The following is an 18,732-nucleotide window of genomic DNA, read 5'->3' as shown; positions in this document are numbered from 1 at the left end:
TTTTTTTTAATGGTTTTGGGCTAAACTCCAAACTGCCTCAAATGATGGTCCGTATGTCTCCACATCAATTTATCCCAATCTTCATAAGTCATTTTGCCCCAAAAAGGATGATCCATAAGCTTGATCACTTGAGTGCCTTTTGTAAATTGGCTGAAATTTTCTGCAAATTCTTTTCTGCTGGATTCAAAATCATAGGAACCTTCAAATTTTAGCTCTTTAGCCGTAGGACTGTTTTTTCCAAAGTCACTATTAAAGGCTTTGTTTTTTATTAATCTGCCTAAAATACGCAACAGGAAATACTTCTTTAGTTCTTTTGTGCCAAACGCAACCTGAATCGCAGCGTTGCAATGCTTGCACATTTGGTCCACTGTCATCTTGCCCCACAGCGCTTTACTGTCAGGCGTAAGAGAATTGATTCTGGCAATTATAGCCTCATTATCGGCTTTGTCATATATTGAACCCATATTTTATTGGTTTAAAGTGATAAACAAATATAATCCTTTGCAACCAAATATGCTATCAAAACAGTATTGCCAAAAAGAATAAAGAGAGTAATTATTAGGAGCAATTTCAAGCTATCCGCTTGTATCTTTATAAGGCAAAGAAAAATTGCCTTATAAAGGATACCGCTTCTATCTGGGCTAGGCTTTAGTGGAATTAAGCGTTCTAAACAGCATTTTATTTCATAACAAAACGGCTCTAAACACAATTCTTGTTTTAAAAGTGGTGTAAGGGAAATTTTAATATATTTACTAGATTTGAGTTAATCTATTAGGAGTAAAAAAATAACACATTATGACAATGGAAAATAAAAAAGAGTTGTCACCCGAACAACATTTAACATTACTCGGAATATTAAAAAATCGTTTTGAGAAAAATAGAAACCGCCACATAGGTCTTAATTGGGACAATGTACAAGCTAAGCTGGAAACCAGTCCTGAGAAACTATGGTCGCTCAATGAAATGGAAAGAACTGGCGGTGAACCGGATGTTGTTGGCCATGACGAAAAGACAAATGAATACATTTTTTATGATTGTGTAGCTGAAAGTCCAAAAGGGCGTAGAAGCCTTTGTTATGACCGTGAAGCACTGGATTCGAGAAAAGAATTTAAACCGGAAAATAATGCTATTGATTTTGCTGCCGAAATAGGTATCGAAATTTTGACAGAAGCAGAATATCGAGAATTACAACAACTTGGGAATTTTGATACCAAAACATCGAGCTGGGTGATAACGCCTTCGGATATTAGAAAACTCGGTGGTGCCATTTTTGCTGATTTCCGCTATAACACGGTGTTTATCTATCACAACGGAGCTTCTTCTTACTACGCAGTTAGAGGATTTCGCGGGTCATTAAGGGTTTAAATATTAAATAGACAGTTTTGGAAAACGAATTTAATTTGGTTCACAAATCATTATTATAGAAAAGAAAAACATATGACAATTACAATTGATAATATTCTCAAACTAGAATTAATTACTGAAAACCATGTGCAGCCTATTTTTGAAATGGTTGATGCTAATAGAGCACATTTAAGACCTTGGTTGCCTTTTGTAGATAGAATGCAAACCGTTGAATTCGCGGATAATTTTGTAAAAGGAACCATGCAACGTAACAATGATGGAAACGAATTTGCTTTTGTCATTATAGAAAATGAAAATGTTATTGGCCGAATTGGTGTTTATAAAATTGATAACCAAAACAAAATCGGAGAAATTGGTTATTGGATTATCGAAGGATTACAGGGAAAAGGGATTGTCACAAAGTCTTGTAAAGCCATTATCGATTTTTGCTTTTCGGATTTACAGCTGAACAGAATCGAAATCAAATGCGGAACCGAAAATTTCAAAAGCAAAACTATTCCTGAAAAATTAAACTTTACAAAAGAAGGTGTGATTCGGCAAGGCGAATTGCTTTATGACACATTCATTGACTTGAATTTATATTCGCTTTTAAAATCGGATGTGGTTTAATTTAGCAGTAACAGATCAAAATATATTTTACCGCAGATTCGCAGATAAAAAAAACTAAAATAGATTATCCGCTTTCAAAATAAATCTGCGAATCTGTGGTCATTTCTTTGACTCATGTATTTTGTTTGCTTACATTCAAATCTCCAAATTTTCTGATTCTATAAATTTATTCGTAAATTTGCACCTCAATAAAAAACAAACACAATGGAAAACGGAATATACGCTAAATTCAACACCGCAAAAGGTGCGATTTTGGTAAAACTAACACATGATTTGACACCAGGAACTGTTGGGAACTTTGTGGCTCTTGCCGAAGGAAACATGGAAAATAAAATTAAACCTCAAGGACAAAAATTCTATGATGGTTTGAATTTTCATAGAGTAATTCCTGATTTTATGATCCAAGGAGGATGTCCTCTAGGAACTGGTACTGGAGATCCAGGATACAAGTTTGATGATGAATTCCATAAAGATTTGCGTCACAATGCACCAGGCGTTTTATCTATGGCAAATTCTGGTCCAGGATCGAATGGTTCTCAATTTTTCATTACTCACGTTGCAACGCCATGGTTAGATGACAAGCACACTGTTTTTGGAAATGTAGTGGAAGGACAAGATGTTGTAGATGCTATTGCTCAAGGAGATTCATTAGATACGGTTGAAATCATCAGAGTAGGTGAAGAAGCTCAAAAATGGAATGCAATTGAGGCTTTTGTTGGTTTAAAAGGAGCTCGTTTGAAAAAATTAGCGGCTATAAAAGCAGAATCAGAAGCAAAAATGGAAACATTAGCTGCTGGTTTTGAAAAAACAGAAAGCGGTTTGCGTTACCAATTCATTCAAAGAGGTTCTGGTAAAAAAGCAGAAAGCGGAAAAACAGTTGCTGTTCACTATGAAGGTTCATTAGAAAATGGCAAAGTTTTTGATTCATCGTACCCAAGAAAAAAACCAATCGAATTCAGATTGGGTCAAGGTCAGGTCATTGAAGGTTGGGACGAAGGTATTGCTTTGTTACAAGTAGGAGATAAAGCTCGTTTTGTGATTCCATCTGATTTAGGATATGGACCAGCAGGAGCAGGTGGTGTTATTCCACCAAATGCGACTTTGATTTTTGACGTTGAATTAATGGACGTTAAATAGTATTTAGAAAACAGTAATCAGTGATTATTGCGATAAATAGGAAATCCTAAAACATTTGTTTTGGGATTTTTTTTGTTCTTAACTCAGAACCTTACTATCTTAGTGACTTAGCAACTTAAAAAACAAACTATGGATTTAACGTGGTCAGAATTTGAAAGAGTAGAAATGCGAGTGGGAACAATACTAGAAGTCAATGATTTTCCAGAAGCCAGAAAACCTGCATTCCAACTCACAATTGATTTTGGAAGTGTCATTGGTATTCGAAAAACATCGGCTCAAATTACCAAAAGATATACCAAAGAAGTTCTGACAGGAAGGCAAATCGTAGCTGTAGTCAATTTTCCCAAAAAGCAAATTGGGAAGTTTATGAGCGAATGTTTGGTGCTGGGAGCAGTAGGTGAGGAAGGTGATGTGATTTTATTGGCCCCCGATTTCAAAATAGAAAACGGATTGCGGATAGGTTAGTATTACGAACTGTTGTTAGGGTTTTGCATTTTGTATTATTTTTTCAGTAATTCAATATTGGCATCTATCTTTACTTCATCGCTAATCAAGAAACCACCAGTTTCTATTGCGGCATTCCATACTAATCCAAAATCTCTACGGTTTATTTTTCCTTTCAATTTTAAACCTGCTTTTGTATTTCCCCAAGGATCGATATTACTACCTCCATATTTTATTTCCAAAATGGTTGGTTTTGTAACTTCTTTGATGGTTAGTTTGCCGATTATTTCAAAAGTTGTATCACCTATTCTTTTGAATTTAGTAGAGTGGAAAGTGATTTTTGGAAATTTTTCGGCATCGAAGAAATCAGGGCTTTTTAAGTGAGCATCTCTTTTTTGATCATTGGTATTAATGGAGTCAACATTTGCAGTAAAAGAAAAGACCGCATTTTCAAAATCTTCTTCTGCTTCAGCTGTTCCATTTATTTCATTAAATCTCCCTGTTAGAGTAACAATTTCAAGATGTTTAATTTTGAAATACACTTCTGAATGTGAGGGATCTATTTCCCATTTCATATTTTCCATGATGCTTGTTTTTGTATTTTGTTCTTCTTTAAAGGTAATTTGAGGTGTCATTCTATTGAGATTTAAATGTTATTGTAATTTGTAATTTATTCTTAGTTCTTTTCGTAATGGCTCATTACAAGCCCATTCGAAAAGATATTTGTATGCAAGTGTTTAAACGTAGTATCTTGGTCAAGCTGTCCAAATAGTGGAATACCATCACCAATAAGAACAGGAACTCTAGTGATTATTAGTGCATCAAGTAAATTTTCTTTTAGAAAGCTTTGTATCACTTTTCCTCCGTCAACATAGGCATTGGAATAACCTTCGTCGGAAAGATAATGCAGTAACTCTTTTGGCTTCATCGAGAGGATGCTAACTTTTTCTTTTAGGTTATTTGGTATTTCTTTGATTTGTGTACTTAAAACAAAAACTTTTTGTTGATACGGCCAAGAAGGAAAAGTGATCACTTTTTCAAAAGTGCCTCTTCCAATTATTATTACATCAATGTGGCTAATAAATTTGGTGTAGCTTTTATTGATTTCTTGGTTGTCAAATTGGATTAACCAATCGATTTCTCCATTCTTTCTTGCAATAAAGCCATCCAAGCTTGTTCCTATATATGCTGTTGTTCTCATCTATTATTGTCGAAAAAAGCCTCTTAAATTTTTCAAATTGACACAATTAAAAGGCATATGGTGAAGATTTTTACTTGCGTCAATTTGTTGTTATTAGTTCATGTTGTTCTCTTTGATTTGACAATAGGAAAATAGTTAATCATTACCCTTATTTTTCTTTTCTTTTGAAGCGTCATAAGGATGTTCCTTCAGTTCTACCAATAGAAATTTTATTGTTGTCGAACCACCATTTTCAGTTACATGTGGACGTTCTGGAGCGCTTACGCCTGACATTCCAGGTTTGAGATCAAATGATTCATTTTTACCGTCTTTGTAGTGAACTATTAATTTTCCGTCTGTAAGTGCATAAAAGAAATTAGCAGGGTGGGTGTGCATATCGCTCTTTTCTCCTGGTTGAAGTATGACTTCAGTTGCTCGTAGGAAAGTCGTGTCCGCCAAAACATGATTCATTTTTGGGTTCACATTTTTCCATTCCTGTGCGTTGGCACCAAATGATAATAGAAAGAGTATAAATATTCTTCCGAATGCAATGAATAAATTTCTTTTCATGATTATCTTTTTTTAATTTTTTGAGAATTAAAACAACATAAAAACATCATGTAAAGTTAGTGATTTAAACTCATTTTTAATTGATTTTTATCATGTAATAGTCTGTAGTTTAGTGTTTTAATTATTTTTTATTTCAAAAGAAAGAAAAGTTTTATGTTAGGAATTTTACTGTGGTATATATGAAAGAATTGAGGTTTAGGTTTTAAAGATGTCTAATTTTAAAATTGAAAGGAATTAAAAAAAAGGATAGTTTTATATGTAATAAAACTATCCTTTTTATGAAAATTATTGTTTGTTTTTTACTTCTCAATAGGTAAATCTGTTGCACCCCATTCGGTCCAGGAGCCATCATAAACTGCTTTTGGGTTATCCGAAATCAATTCACAGGCTAATAAAACGATGCAAGCGGTAATTCCGGAACCACAGGTAAAAAGTAAAGGCTGATCGTTTAGTTTTAGAATTTCTTTTAATTCTTCTGTCGATTTATACTTTCCGTCTTGTTGCAATTCTGTAAATGGAATATTTATAGAACCGGGAATATGTCCGCTTCTCAATCCAGCTCTTGGTTCTTCATGAGTAGCGTGGAATCGATCTGCGGATCTCGCATCCATAAGAACGGCTTTTTTGGTCGTGATATTCTCCAGAATCTGTTCTTTATTTTTGATTAATTCAGGCTGAAATTTTGCCTCAAAATTCCCTTTTGCATAAGTTGTTTGCTGTTGCTTTTCAGTTGGGAAACCTTCTTTGATCCATTCAGGAAGTCCGCCGTCCAATACAAAAACATTCGAATGTCCCATCGCTTTGAACATCCACCAAGCTCTTGGGCTGGAATAGATTCCCAAAGTGTCATAAACCACAATCGTGCTGTTTGAGTTGATGCCTAATTTTTGAGATTCGGCAGTGAATTTTTCTTCCGAGGGGAAGGTGTTTGGTAATGGATTGCTGGTATCACTAAAATTGTTTTTGATGTCAAATAAGCGGGCGCCCTTTACTTGTAAATCAGGATTTTGATTCTCTAGATTAGATTGGTTTTGGTCTAATCTCGCCTCAAGGATAATTAGATTTGAATCGTTTAAATGTTCTTGTAACCAAGCTGTGGAAACTATAGGATTTGTCATTTTTAGCGCTTACTTTTTGATATTAGTTGTTGTAAATAATTCTGGCCTTCTTCCCAATATTCAAGATTGGAATCAGAGTTGATGTGTCCTTTCTGTCCTGCGTTTATAAATTCGCTTCCCCAATAATTCGCTAATTCTTTGGCTCTTTCGAGCGACATATAAGTGTCGTTTTCGGTGCCAATTACCAGCGTAGGAAATGGGACAGCTTGGGTTGGAATAGGGGAAAAGTGTCTCAGAAAATCAGGTGTATGTGCTGGGGAATCCACATCGGCGGGAGCGACAAGCATCGCACCAACGATGTTTGGATTGCTGTTTTGGGAAACCCAATGCATTACTAGGGAAACTGCGAGACTGTGAGCGACTAAAATAGTTGGTTCACTTATTTGCTGAATGTTTTCATCAAGTCGGTCAAGCCATTCGTTAAGCTGAGGTTCGTCCCAGTTGTCTTGTATGACTTTGGTAGAATTAGTAAATTTTCGTAACCAAAAGCTTTGCCAGTGTTTTTCGCCAGAATCACCAAGTCCTGGAATAATTAAAAAGTGCGGGGTCATTTTTATTTCGTTTTTAAAGCTGTAATTCTTTGAATTTCTTTGACAACCAACGGAAAAGCGGGTTCGGTCATATTATGTCCAAAACCTTGTAATTCATACAAAGTCGTTTGTTTGTGGCCTGCAACTTTCATCATTCGCATCATATAGGCGTTTTCTTCATAACGCCCCAACATTTCTTTTTCTCTATCACCCGTAATTAGCAATAAAGATGGTGCATCGGCGCGAACGTGATACAAGGGTGCAAACTCATCAACTATGGGTTGGGTGTCTGGAATGCCTCTTTCTTTTCGGATTTCAAAATGAGTTATGGTTTGAGCGCTCAACGGAATCAATCCTGCGATGGAGTTGGCTTCTATTCCATCAGCTTTCAGCCATTTTTTGTCCAATCCCACCATTAGTGATAAGTACGCGCCAGCTGAATGTCCTGAAACTATAATTAACGAATCATCTCCGCCATAAGTGGCAATATTCTTGAATGTCCAAGCTACGGCTGCTGCAGCATCTTCAATGCATTTTTGTGCTTTTACTTTTGGGGACAATCGATAGTTCACCGAGACAACACAAAATCCTTTGTCTTTAAGTCCTTCGGGAAGTTCTTTGTTTCCGCCGGTTAATCCTCCTCCGTGAAACCAGATTACAGTTGTAAATCCTTTAGTATTTTTTGGGTAATAGATATCGATAACACAACGTTCTTTTATATAAGGGTCCGTGTTGGCTATGGCTTCGCTATAATATGGGATGTTTGTGACTGTGGTATATTCTGTTTTTTGGGCAGAAAGTAATGTTAGGGAAAGTAGTAGAATCAGGGAAATAAAGAATCTTTTCATTTTCGTTTTTTATTTTGAAAGCATAAAAATACAGAATTTTTATACGTTGACTGCATTGGTTCTTATGAAAATATAAAGATGTAGAATAGCCCTGATAGAAGCGGTATCCTTTTTCTTTTTTCTTTAAAAAGAAAAAGATATAGCGAATAGCAGGACTGAATAGGATAGATGCGAAAAATGTCTGCTCCAAAAAAAAAATCCACCAACTCGAGGCTGATGGATTTTCTATATTTAAATGAACTGCTAAAAATTAAGCGTCCAAATCTACTGTAGTTCTGCTGGCAATTTCTTTGTACGTTCCGTTTACCAATTTCTCACGGATCGCTTCAAAAGCAGTAAGTGTTTCAGCAATATCTTCCAATGTGTGAGAAGCAGTAGGAATAACGCGCAATAAAATCATTCCTTTTGGTATAACTGGATAAATTACGATTGATAAGAAAATACCGTAATTTTCTCTTAAGTCATTTACCATCACCATCGCTTCCGGTACACTTCCTTCTAGATAAACTGGGGTAACGCAAGTGTTTGTGTCACCAATATTAAATCCTTTGCTTCTCAAACCATTTTGCAAAGTATTTACGTTTTCCCATAATTTGTTTTTTAATCCTGGGTTGTCACGCAACAATTGCAAACGTTTCAAAGAACCAATAGTTTGAATCATTGGCAATGCTTTGGCAAACATTTGAGAACGTAAATTGTATTTTAGGTAATCAATAATGTCTTTATCAGCTGCCACAAAAGCACCAATATTAGCCATAGATTTGGCAAATGTAGAGAAGTAAACATCGATTCCGTCTTGGCAATTTTGCTCTTCACCAGCTCCGGCACCTGTTTCTCCAAGTGTACCAAAACCGTGCGCATCATCTACAAGTAAACGGAAATTGTATTTTTCTTTCATGGCTACAATCTCTTTCAACTTTCCTTGTTGCCCGCGCATTCCAAAAACACCTTCAGTAATGAATAAAATCCCACCACCAGTTGTTTCGGCTAATTTTGTAGCACGATCCAAGTTTTTCTCCATACTTTCGATGTCGTTGTGCTTGTACGTAAAACGTTTTCCGCTGTGTAAACGAACACCGTCAATAATACAGGCATGCGCATCTACATCATACACGATCACATCATTTCTAGTCACCAAAGCATCAATGATAGACACCATTCCTTGATAACCAAAATTCAACAAATAAGCTGATTCTTTCATTACAAAAGCAGCCAATTCATTCTCTAATTGTTCGTGATATTTAGTGTGACCGCTCATCATACGGGCTCCCATTGGGGCAGCAGCACCATATTCGATTGCTGCATCCGCGTCTGCTTTACGCACTTCAGGATGGTTTGCAAGCCCTAAATAGTCATTCAAACTCCAGTTCAAAACCTCTTTTCCTTGAAATTTCATTCTCGGTCCTAAGTCTCCTTCTAATTTTGGGAATACAAAATAACCTTCTGCTTGCGATGCCCATTTTCCTAATGGACCTTTATTGTTTTGAATTCTTTCGAATAAATCTTTTACCATAATATATAATATGTACTACTATTAATTTTAAGAAGTCGCAAAAATAATTATTTATAATGTATTAGCACCTTGAAAGTATATTTATTTTTCTAAAACCAATCCATTATAAATAGTAATATCGTCATCCTGAGCCAAGTCGGATGAAGGAGCTATATCCTGCTGTCCATTGCAAGCTCTCCGTCATAAACCATTTTTTCCATTGGGCTGGCAGGAGCTTCCGTTGGTCGCTCTGTCAGCCCAGGAAAAAATAGGTTTATTCCGTCGAGGCTTTCCATTTCCATCAGGGCTAATGCCAATGTCATTAAGTTAAGGATTTCTTGCTAGGCTTTTTCTAAATTTAACTCTCGCAAAGACGCAAAGGCGCAAAGAAATCGGTTCTAAACTTTGCGCCTTTGCGTCTTTGCGAGAAAAAATAAAGCTTAGCTTAATGACTGTGGGCTAATGCAGGAAATGATTACTTTTTTCAATAAAAACATGTATATTTGAATCAGGTTCGATTAATATGGCAATAAGCATGATGATTGCAATCTGAAAATTTAGAATCTAATAATCTACAATCTAAAATAGAAAAGATGTCTCAAAATGCAAAAGAACTAAAACTCGCCGTACTTATTGATGCCGACAATGTTCCCTACAGTAATGTAAAAGGAATGATGGAGGAAATCGCCAAATACGGTACTCCAACCACCAAACGCATTTATGCCGATTGGACCAAACCAAATGCCAACGGCTGGAAATCGGTCTTGTTGGAACACGCCATTACGCCCATTCAGCAATACAGTTACACCGTTGGGAAGAATTCTTCCGATTCGGCTTTGATTATAGATGCGATGGATTTGCTGTATTCTGATAAAGTGGATGGTTTTTGTATTGTTTCCAGTGACAGCGATTTTACCAGACTCGCTATTCGATTGCGAGAATCGGGAATGAAAGTTATTGGTATGGGCGAGAAAAAAACACCGAATCCATTTATTGTTTCCTGCGACCGATTCATTTTCATTGAGGTCTTGGAAGGAGCCATCAAAAAGAAAAAACCAAAAACAGCTGCAACAGTTCCTTCCGCAGATCTTAAAGAAGCTAAAGATACCAAAGACACCAAGAAAATTCCCGAAAAAGAAACTGCCATAAAAATTGATAATAAAACCATAGAATTGATAGAAGACACAATCGATGCCATTGGAGATGATGACGGTTGGGCTTTCTTGGGCGATGTGGGAAATCTCATTGTGAAGAAAAAGCCAGAGTTTGATCCTAGAAGCTACGGTTTTTCTAAATTGACTCCCATGCTCAAATCCCTAACCGATATTCTGGAAATAGACGAAAGAGATTCGGATAAAAAAGGAATCAAACATGTTTACGTTAGATTGCGTTATACTTAAAAAAAAACACAAAAAAAGGAGGGCTTTTCATTGCCCTCCCAACTTTGTAAGTTCTGATTTATCATTATCTAACTTATACTTAAATTCGGTATAGCTGACTATTGAGATACTTTTTCTAATATTGAATATTTGTGATATTATATGCTCAAGTAATTAATCAGAACCACGTTCAAATGTACGATATTTTTATATTTAATGTATTGAAAAATAGAGTTTTAACTATTTTTTTAACATACTGTTTTTTGACAATAAAATAATTGTTTGTTCATTTTAAGAATTAGAATGTTATTACTAAATCTGTTGTTTCTTTGAGTGCAGTAAACTGATATATTTGTATTCTTAATAATACTAAATACCAACAAATGAAAATCGTTTTTGCTACCAACAACGTCAACAAAATTCACGAAATACAAAGTATGCTTCCTGAAAGTATTGAAATTATTAGCCTAGAAAGTATAGGTTGTCACGAAGATATTCCAGAAACTGCCGATACAATAGAAGGAAATGCCATTATGAAAGCCAATTATGTAACCGAAAAATATGGTTATGATTGCTTTGCCGATGATACCGGACTTGAGGTAGAGGCGTTGAGTGGTGAACCTGGGGTTTATTCTGCCCGATATGCTGGAGAGCAAAAATCGGCTGAAGATAATATGGATAAATTACTTGTAAATTTAGAAAATTCAACAAACAGAAATGCCCAATTTAAAACCGTAATTACTTTAAATCTTAAAGGGAAGCAATATCTTTTTACCGGAATTGCGAAAGGTGTAATTACTTTGGATAAAAATGGCAATCAGGGCTTTGGTTATGACCCTATTTTCAGACCTGAAGGATATCAAGAAACGTTTGCCCAGCTTTCATTGGAAACCAAAAACGCCATAAGTCACAGAGGAAAAGCCACTCGAGAGCTTATTGCATTTTTAAATCAGAATCCAGCGTAAACAGTGTTTTGTTAAACAAATTATTAAACATATAAGTCATATAAGTTTTTTAGTTGAAACAAAATTAAGTTAGTAAAATCAATAGTTCATTCAAGCAAAGAATTTAGCTGGCTAAAAATATTTTTAACTTATATGTTCTTTTTAATCACTAATTTATTTTTTTAAAAACTTATATGGTAAAATTAAATGCTAGTTATTTTAGATCATAGAGAAATTTTTAACCAAATGATAGTTACAATAAAATATAGTACATTTGAAATGCGTTATAGCTTTTCACTCAAATAATTCAGTATGTTCAAAATCAAAACCATAATTTTTGCTTCCCTTTTTTTAATACCAACAGTTCATTACGGGCAACACACAGATGAAATTAACTCGAACAGACCTGGCGAATCCATGTCGGCTTTTGCTGTAGGCAAAACAGTTCTTCAAGTAGAAACAGGTGTGTTTGGTATTAAAGAAAGTCATAGTTTGTTGAATTATGACGCCAATGGTTTTGGTCTTGATTTGGAAGTGAGATATGGTGCATTTCTGGAGAATTTAGAGTTCATTGCAGACGTTCAATATGTGTATGAAACATTTAATTATCCGATGCAGGTTGATGACAGAGCCGATTTTAAGCAATCTGTTTTGGGAGCCAAATATTTGATTTATGATCCGAATAAGGGATATAAAAAAGAAGTTAATTTGTACAGCTGGAAAGCGAATCACAAATTCAACTGGCATCAAGTAATTCCTGCTGTTGCGGTTTTTGCCGGAGCCAATTTTACAGGAGCGGATAATCCTTTTTATTTTTCCCCAGAATCGGCAATCTCTCCAAAAGTAGCTATCATTTTGCAAAATCATTTAGGTGATGGTTCTTGGGTTTTTGTAACCAATATTATTTCCAATTACATGACGACAGATTATCCTAGTTTGAGTTACATTTTAACTTTGACCAAAGGAATTAATAAAAATTGGTCCGCTTTTATTGAAAACCAAGGTATAAAAAGCGATTTTTATAGTGATGCCATCGTTCGAGGTGGGGCCGCTTATTTGATTAATAGAAACATGCAGGTAGATGCGTCGATAAGTACCAATTTTAAAGACACTCCTTCGGTTCTTTACGGAGGTGTTGGAATATCATGGCGATATGACGGTCGATATAAGGAAGTTCGTCTCTTGACCAAAGAAGAAGAAGCTGCTGAAAAAATGGCCAAAAAAACCAAAACTCAAAAGGGCTTTAAAAAAACGAAGAAGTAATATATCGATACCCTATAAATAAAAACGGTTAGCATATACGAGGTCAAAAACAATAAGTACTCTTATAAAATTAATTATTGAAATTTTTAATAGATAGAAAATTTTCTTACATTTGATCTTGCAAAAAAAAAGTGTACTAATTTATTTCCAGCCACTTAATATCATGAAAAAACTTTTCATAGCCCTATTAACAATTATGTGCTTATCATGTAGTGAAAACATTATCGATAAATCAACAACTAGTTTTATCCTTTTCGCCAATATTGATATATATCTTAAAAATAGTACTGGCGAAAATATTTTAGGCTCTGATAAATATCCAGAAAATAGTATTCGCGTAAGATATCTCGTAGGAGGAAAAGACCTTGGTTATGGTTATAATACCCCTGGTGCAATTTTAGACAACCCTGGAGGTTTTTTTCTTGGAATACTCTCTGCAAATGAAAAAGGAAAAGGTATGCGTGTCTTTTTAAATTCTGATTCTTCCGAAGAATATCCAATTACCTATATTCATTGGAATTCTACCGAAACTGACACTATCAAAACAAAATACAGAAGAACGAGTAATTCAATAGTACTAGAAAAACTTTGGTTAAATGATGTATTAGTTTGGCGAGTTGAAGTCGAAGGACAAACAGGCAGTACTATTACGATAGTTAAATAAGAAAGTAAACGAAGATTTTTAAAGGTAAAAAGCCCATTAATTTGGGCTTTTTTTATGCAACTTTTTTTTATTGTGCCAAAGTTGGTTATATTCGTAGCGTTTCTATTATTTAACAAACAATCGCTTAAACAGCTATAAACAGACACATTTCATCTAAATGATTACCATTCAAGAAGCAAAGACCAAAAACGAGTTAATCGAATTCATAAAATTTCCTTTTTCTTTATACAAAGACAACCCGTATTGGGTTCCGCCCATAATTGCCGATGAACTGGAAACATTTGATAAAACCAAAAATCCAGCTTTTAACAGTGCTGAAGCTAATTTTTATGTTGCTCTCAAAGACAATCAAATAGTTGGAAGAATTGCAACAATTATCAATTGGGATGAGGTTAATCATCAAGAGAAAAAGAAAGTTCGTTTTGGCTGGTTTGACGTTATTGATGATATTGAAGTGACTAAGGCTCTGCTTGAAAAAGTATATGAATTAGGTCAAAAAAATAATCTGGAATATGTAGAAGGTCCAATGGGATTCTCAAATCTGGACAAAGTAGGTGTTTTAACCGAAGGCTTTGACGAATTGGGGACGATGATTACTTGGTACAATCATCCATATTATGCAACCCATTTTGAAAAATTAGGTTACGTAACTGAAAAAGAATATGTTGAAAATAAATTCCCTTTTGCGAACGCCAAACCAGAGTTTTTTGAAAAAATAAATGAGTTGGTCAAAAAAAGATACCAACTCAAACCTATCAACTTCAAATCGACGAAAGCCGTAATGCCATATGTTGATAGAATGTTTGATTTGTTTAATGAATCCTATGCTAGTTTGTCTTCGTTTGTAGCGATATCGGATGTTCAAAAAGAATATTTCAAGAAAAAATACATCAGCTTCATCAATCCTGAATACATAAAATATGTTGAGGACAAAGATGGAAACCTTGTGGCTTTTGCAATTGTAATGCCTAGCTTTTCTAAAGCATTACAAAAAGCCAATGGTAAATTATTCCCTTTTGGATTTCTTCATTTATTAAACGCAAGACGTAATAGTAAGGATGTTGTTTTTTACCTAATCGGAGTACATCCAGAATATCAGAATAAAGGAGTAACTGCTGTGATTTTTAGCGAATACCACAAAACCTTTACCGAAAAGGGAATTGAAAATTGCTTTAGAACACCCGAATTATCAGATAATATAGCCATCCAATTGATTTGGAAAAATTTTAATCCTGTAGTGCATTGCCGTAGAAAAACGTTTAGGAAATCACTTTAGATCAGATTCAATATTGATAAAAAGTACTATTTAATTTAAACATATAAGTCATATAAGTTTTTTTTAAAGTTAGTACTCAATAGTACTGATCAAAAGGGAATATAAGTTAAAAATGTACTTCCAAGGTCTATAGTAATTTGCTTAAATTAACTTTAATTTTATTTGACTTTATTCAAAATGAAGGCTTAGATGACTTATATGTTTTAATAATGTATTTGCTATAAAGATGTTATTCTTAGAATTAAGTAAAAATGGTTAAAAAAGCACAAACCATTTTTGACTATTAAGCCCAAAAAAAAGTCCAAGAATCAGGTGATTTTTGGACTTTTTATTAATGAGCTTTTCTTTAATTAAATATCGTCAAATTCGATATCCGTAAAACTAGATGTATTTGGAATAATGTCTTCGTTTGTTTTATCTAAAGCATATTCTTTTTTGAAATCTTTTTGGTGTCTTTCCGAGATTACCTCTTCGCCTTTGTGGTTCAAAACGTAAGAAGTCATATCTTCTAGAATTTCTGAAAAAGCGGTAAAATCTTCTTTGTACAAATAGATTTTATGTTTTTTGAAATGAAAAGAACCATCTTCTTCCGTGAATTTTTTGCTTTCGGTAATCGTAATGTAATAATCGTCAGCTTTAGTAGCTCTTACATCAAAGAAATAGGTTCTTCTGCCAGCTCTTAAAACTTTTGAAAATATTTCTTCTTTTTCTAACATATCATTTTCTCTCATAATCTTATCGTCATTTTTTTATTTAATAGCAATCAAAAATCATAAAAATATATGTATTATACAACAATTAAAGCAATTCTTTTTCCGAAAGTTGCTTTAAATAAAGTGCTGCATAATACCCGTCTTGGTTTATTAATTGATTATGAGTGCCTTGTTCAATTATGTTTCCATCTTCAAGAATGATAATTTTATCCGCATTTTTTGCAGAAGAAACCCTATGACTTACTATTATGGTAGTTTTGTTCTTGCATATTTGATATAGATTGTTCAAAATAGCCTCTTCGGTTTCGGTGTCAACGGCAGAAAGGCAATCGTCAAAAAGTAAAATTTCGGGATTTTTTATAATCGCTCTTGCAATAGAAACACGTTGTTTTTGCCCACCTGAAAGCGTAATTCCTCTTTCTCCCAATATCGTGTCGTATCCTTTGTTGAAACCGATAATATTGTCATGAACGACAGCGCTTTTAGCCACTGCTTCAACTTCTTGATCGGTCGCATTTTCTTTTCCAAACTTGATATTATTCTTGATGGTATCTGAAAATAAAAAGGCATCTTGGGGAACTACTCCGATGCTGCTTCGTAAATCAAACAAGTTGAGTTGACTAATCTCATGATTGTCTATCAAAATTTGGCCACTGGTTACATCATATAATCGGGATAATAAAGCCAAAACGGTTGATTTTCCAGAGCCTGTTTTCCCTAAAATTGCGAGAGTTTCTCCCTTATGAACTGTGAAGGATACATTCTGAAGTGCTTTTATTTGAGTATCATTATAGGTGAAACTTACATTGTCAAACGTGATACTGCCTTCTATTTTTGATCTATGAATATTTGTATTTTGAATTTCTGGTTCTATTTTCAAAAATTCATTCAATCTTTTTTGTGATGCTTCGGCTTCTTGAACCATCGATGATACCCATCCCAGGGAAGCAACAGGCCAAGTTAGCATGTTGACGTACAAAATAAATTCCGCAATGGTACCAATGCTTTTGATGGTGCCATGAATGTACATCAAACCTCCAAAATAAATCACAATTAAGTTACTCACACCTATCAAGGCAATCATTAAAGGCCCAAAAAGGGATTGTACTTTGGCTAAACTTAAACTTTTGCTTTTGCTTTCATTGGCCAAATCGTTAATGTTGGATTGATGCTGGTCTTCTAATGAATAGGCTTTTATAACTCGTATTCCTGAAAAAACTTCTTGTGTGTAACTGGAAACTTTAGATAAATATTGTTGGAATGTTGTCGATCTTTTGTTGATTTCAGAGCTCAATTTGAAGATGCAATAAGATAATATGGGCAAAGGTAATATGGTATATAAAGTCAATCTTGGCGACACATTGTACATATATCCAATTACGATAGCAAAACGGATAAATGTGTTTATGGTATACATAACAGCAGGGCCAACATACATTCTTACTTTGGAAACGTCTTCGCTTATACGATTCATTAAATCGCCTGTTCGGTTTTGCTTGTAAAAATTTTGGGAGAGATTTTCGTATTGACGAAAAACTTCATTTTTTAAGTCGAATTCAATGTGGCGGGACATTACAATCAAAGTTTGTCGCATCAGGAAAGTAAGGAAACCTGCGATAATTGTCGTTGCAATAATTAATAGAATATTCGAAATTAATTCTTGGCTTATAACGCTGGTGTCTACAGATTTAGTTTTAGCGAAAGCTTCAATTTCATTAAATGATTTACTAATTAGTTTTGGCGTAAATAAAGAAAATATTTGTGCGATTATGGTGATAATAATACCTAGTGAAAAGCTGTATTTGTACTTAATGAAATATTTGTTTAAATATCGTAATTCTTTCATGTTATAAGAGATTCGCTATTGAATTGTTTTTGTTTTTTATTTAATGTCTGAATTTTAACAATTGAGTTAAAAAATAATTTATTCTAAATTATTGACATATATTTATTTTTAGATAAATTTAATATTGTATATTTATTTTTTATGTATGTTTGACTTATCTTTTTGATAAATTCGTAATTTTTAACTAAAATAAATAGTACTATGAATGCTACTGTTACCACTGGGAAAGAACTTCAAAAAATGGATCCAGTTTTTGGACAATTGTCTTTCAATGATCACGAGCAAATCGTTTTTTGTAACGACAAAGATACAGGATTAAAAGCAATTATTGGTATTCATAATTCGGTTATGGGGCCTGCATTAGGAGGAACTCGTATGTTTAATTATGCCAATGAATGGGAAGCTTTGAATGATGTTTTGCGTCTGTCTAGAGGGATGACTTACAAAGCGGCTATCACAGGATTGAATATTGGTGGTGGAAAAGCAGTTATTATGGGTGATGCCAAAACTCAGAAAACTCCCGAATTGATGCGTAAATTTGGAGAGTTTGTACATTCTCTAAGCGGAAGATATATTACAGCTGAAGATGTAGGAATGGAAACTTCAGACATGGATTTGGTAAGAGATGTAACTCCTTACGTTACCGGAATTTCTGAAGAAAGAGGTGGAGCAGGTAATCCTTCTCCAGTTACTGCTTTTGGAGTTTACATGGGAATGAAAGCGGCTGCAAAACAACAATTTGGTTCTGAAAAATTAGAAGGTAAAAAAATATTGGTTCAAGGAATTGGACACGTAGGTGAAACTTTGGTTGAGTATTTGACAAAAGAAGGAGCTCAAGTTATTATTGCCGATATCAATGAAGAAAAATTGTATGAAGTAGCAACAAAATATGGTGCTCAAATATTTACTGGAGACGATTTATACAGCGCCGATGTTGATATTTATGCGCCTTGTGCGATGGGAGCAACAATTAATGATGCTACCGTAAATAAAATTAAAGCTAAAGTGATTGCTGGTGCTGCCAATAATCAATTGGCTAATGAAAATACACACGGATTGATTTTGCAAGAAAGAGGGATTCTTTATGCTCCTGATTTCTTGATCAATGCTGGTGGAATTATCAATGTTTATGCTGAGTTGGCTCATTATGACAAAGCTGAGATTATGCGTAAAACCGAAAACATCTACAATACTACATTGGAAATTTTTGATTACGCTGTCGCAAATGGAATAACAACTCACCAAGCTGCTTTGACTATTGCACAAAACCGTATCGATTTAAGAAAGATAGAAAACAGTAAAAAATAGTTTACAGTTTACAATTTATAGTCCCAGTTTGATATCCTGTTTTGGG

General features: G+C 34.3%; 21 protein-coding genes. 10 read left to right on the top strand and 11 right to left on the bottom strand.

Annotation, left to right across the window (positions count from 1 at the left end; all coding sequences use genetic code 11):
- Positions 1-20 precede the first annotated feature (20 nt).
- Complete coding sequence (locus C8C85_RS02830; protein ID WP_116795724.1) at positions 21-464, bottom strand: DUF1569 domain-containing protein; 444 nt, start codon at positions 462-464, stop codon at positions 21-23.
- A gap of 337 nt (positions 465-801) precedes the next feature.
- Here C8C85_RS02830 and C8C85_RS02825 point away from each other — a divergent pair, with 337 nt between their 5' ends.
- The 4 genes from C8C85_RS02825 (at position 802) to C8C85_RS02810 (ending at position 3,576) form a co-directional block, all read left to right on the top strand.
- Positions 802-1,365 carry a DUF4256 domain-containing protein gene (locus C8C85_RS02825; protein WP_207786920.1) on the top strand — a complete coding sequence of 188 codons (564 nt, stop codon included), beginning with the start codon at positions 802-804 and terminating at the stop codon, positions 1,363-1,365.
- Positions 1,366-1,437: 72 nt separating this feature from the next.
- Positions 1,438-1,974 (top strand): GNAT family N-acetyltransferase, encoded by a 537-nt coding sequence (locus C8C85_RS02820; protein ID WP_116795722.1) that lies wholly within the window; start codon positions 1,438-1,440, stop codon positions 1,972-1,974.
- Positions 1,975-2,178: 204 nt separating this feature from the next.
- Positions 2,179-3,111: a peptidylprolyl isomerase gene (locus C8C85_RS02815; protein WP_116795721.1), complete on the top strand. Its 933-nt coding sequence runs from the start codon at positions 2,179-2,181 to the stop codon at positions 3,109-3,111.
- Positions 3,112-3,240: 129 nt separating this feature from the next.
- The gene (locus C8C85_RS02810; protein ID WP_116795720.1) at positions 3,241-3,576 is read left to right on the top strand and encodes a tRNA-binding protein; all 336 of its coding nucleotides are present in this window, start codon (positions 3,241-3,243) and stop codon (positions 3,574-3,576) included.
- Between the two features lie 35 nt (positions 3,577-3,611).
- Here C8C85_RS02810 and C8C85_RS02805 read toward each other — a convergent pair whose 3' ends face one another.
- From C8C85_RS02805 to C8C85_RS18640, 8 genes are all read right to left on the bottom strand, one after another.
- Entirely contained in the window at positions 3,612-4,190 is a 579-nt protein-coding gene (locus C8C85_RS02805) for a YceI family protein (RefSeq protein WP_243412035.1), read from the bottom strand.
- Between the two features lie 41 nt (positions 4,191-4,231).
- Positions 4,232-4,756, bottom strand: coding sequence for a dihydrofolate reductase family protein (locus tag C8C85_RS02800; protein ID WP_116795719.1), 525 nt, complete (start codon positions 4,754-4,756; stop codon positions 4,232-4,234).
- Positions 4,757-4,891: 135 nt separating this feature from the next.
- The gene (locus C8C85_RS02795) at positions 4,892-5,305 is read right to left on the bottom strand and encodes a cupin domain-containing protein (RefSeq protein ID WP_116795718.1); all 414 of its coding nucleotides are present in this window, start codon (positions 5,303-5,305) and stop codon (positions 4,892-4,894) included.
- Between the two features lie 299 nt (positions 5,306-5,604).
- Positions 5,605-6,423, bottom strand: coding sequence for a sulfurtransferase (locus C8C85_RS02790; protein ID WP_116795717.1), 819 nt, complete (start codon positions 6,421-6,423; stop codon positions 5,605-5,607).
- A gap of 2 nt (positions 6,424-6,425) precedes the next feature.
- Positions 6,426-6,974: an RBBP9/YdeN family alpha/beta hydrolase gene (locus tag C8C85_RS02785; RefSeq protein ID WP_116795716.1), complete on the bottom strand. Its 549-nt coding sequence runs from the start codon at positions 6,972-6,974 to the stop codon at positions 6,426-6,428.
- 2 nt (positions 6,975-6,976) lie between these two features.
- Positions 6,977-7,801 (bottom strand): alpha/beta hydrolase, encoded by an 825-nt coding sequence (locus C8C85_RS02780; protein ID WP_116795715.1) that lies wholly within the window; start codon positions 7,799-7,801, stop codon positions 6,977-6,979.
- Positions 7,802-8,051: 250 nt separating this feature from the next.
- On the bottom strand, positions 8,052-9,314 hold the full coding sequence (locus tag C8C85_RS02775; RefSeq protein ID WP_111409279.1) for an aminotransferase class I/II-fold pyridoxal phosphate-dependent enzyme: 1,263 nt from the start codon (positions 9,312-9,314) through the stop codon (positions 8,052-8,054).
- A gap of 149 nt (positions 9,315-9,463) precedes the next feature.
- The gene (locus tag C8C85_RS18640) at positions 9,464-9,589 is read right to left on the bottom strand and encodes a hypothetical protein (RefSeq protein ID WP_256413213.1); all 126 of its coding nucleotides are present in this window, start codon (positions 9,587-9,589) and stop codon (positions 9,464-9,466) included.
- A 297-nt stretch (positions 9,590-9,886) separates the two neighbouring features.
- Between C8C85_RS18640 and C8C85_RS02770 the strand changes: the two genes are divergently transcribed.
- The 5 genes from C8C85_RS02770 to C8C85_RS02750 all read left to right on the top strand — a co-directional run bounded on the left by C8C85_RS02770 (position 9,887) and on the right by C8C85_RS02750 (position 14,819).
- Positions 9,887-10,693 (top strand): NYN domain-containing protein, encoded by an 807-nt coding sequence (locus C8C85_RS02770; protein ID WP_116795714.1) that lies wholly within the window; start codon positions 9,887-9,889, stop codon positions 10,691-10,693.
- 362 nt (positions 10,694-11,055) lie between these two features.
- Complete coding sequence (locus C8C85_RS02765) at positions 11,056-11,637, top strand: non-canonical purine NTP diphosphatase (RefSeq protein ID WP_116795713.1); 582 nt, start codon at positions 11,056-11,058, stop codon at positions 11,635-11,637.
- Between the two features lie 291 nt (positions 11,638-11,928).
- Positions 11,929-12,879, top strand: a complete 951-nt coding sequence (locus tag C8C85_RS02760) for a transporter (protein WP_116795712.1) — start codon at positions 11,929-11,931, stop codon at positions 12,877-12,879.
- Between the two features lie 196 nt (positions 12,880-13,075).
- Entirely contained in the window at positions 13,076-13,543 is a 468-nt protein-coding gene (locus C8C85_RS02755) for a hypothetical protein (RefSeq protein WP_116795711.1), read from the top strand.
- 157 nt (positions 13,544-13,700) lie between these two features.
- Entirely contained in the window at positions 13,701-14,819 is a 1,119-nt protein-coding gene (locus tag C8C85_RS02750) for a GTP cyclohydrolase (RefSeq protein ID WP_116795710.1), read from the top strand.
- A 350-nt stretch (positions 14,820-15,169) separates the two neighbouring features.
- On the opposite strand, the gene C8C85_RS02745 is transcribed toward C8C85_RS02750, so the two are convergent.
- Positions 15,170-15,550 carry a PUR family DNA/RNA-binding protein gene (locus C8C85_RS02745; protein WP_116795709.1) on the bottom strand — a complete coding sequence of 127 codons (381 nt, stop codon included), beginning with the start codon at positions 15,548-15,550 and terminating at the stop codon, positions 15,170-15,172.
- Between the two features lie 67 nt (positions 15,551-15,617).
- Positions 15,618-17,378: an ABC transporter ATP-binding protein gene (locus C8C85_RS02740; RefSeq protein ID WP_116795708.1), complete on the bottom strand. Its 1,761-nt coding sequence runs from the start codon at positions 17,376-17,378 to the stop codon at positions 15,618-15,620.
- A gap of 201 nt (positions 17,379-17,579) precedes the next feature.
- Between C8C85_RS02740 and C8C85_RS02735 the strand changes: the two genes are divergently transcribed.
- Entirely contained in the window at positions 17,580-18,686 is a 1,107-nt protein-coding gene (locus tag C8C85_RS02735) for a Glu/Leu/Phe/Val family dehydrogenase (RefSeq protein ID WP_116795707.1), read from the top strand.
- The last annotated feature ends 46 nt before the right edge of the window (positions 18,687-18,732 follow it).

It is taken from the genome of Flavobacterium sp. 103 (assembly GCF_003096795.1).
In the GTDB taxonomy this organism is placed as follows: domain Bacteria; phylum Bacteroidota; class Bacteroidia; order Flavobacteriales; family Flavobacteriaceae; genus Flavobacterium.
The sequence above is the reverse complement of the archived record's forward strand: the minus strand, read 5'-3'. Positions and strand labels throughout refer to the sequence as shown.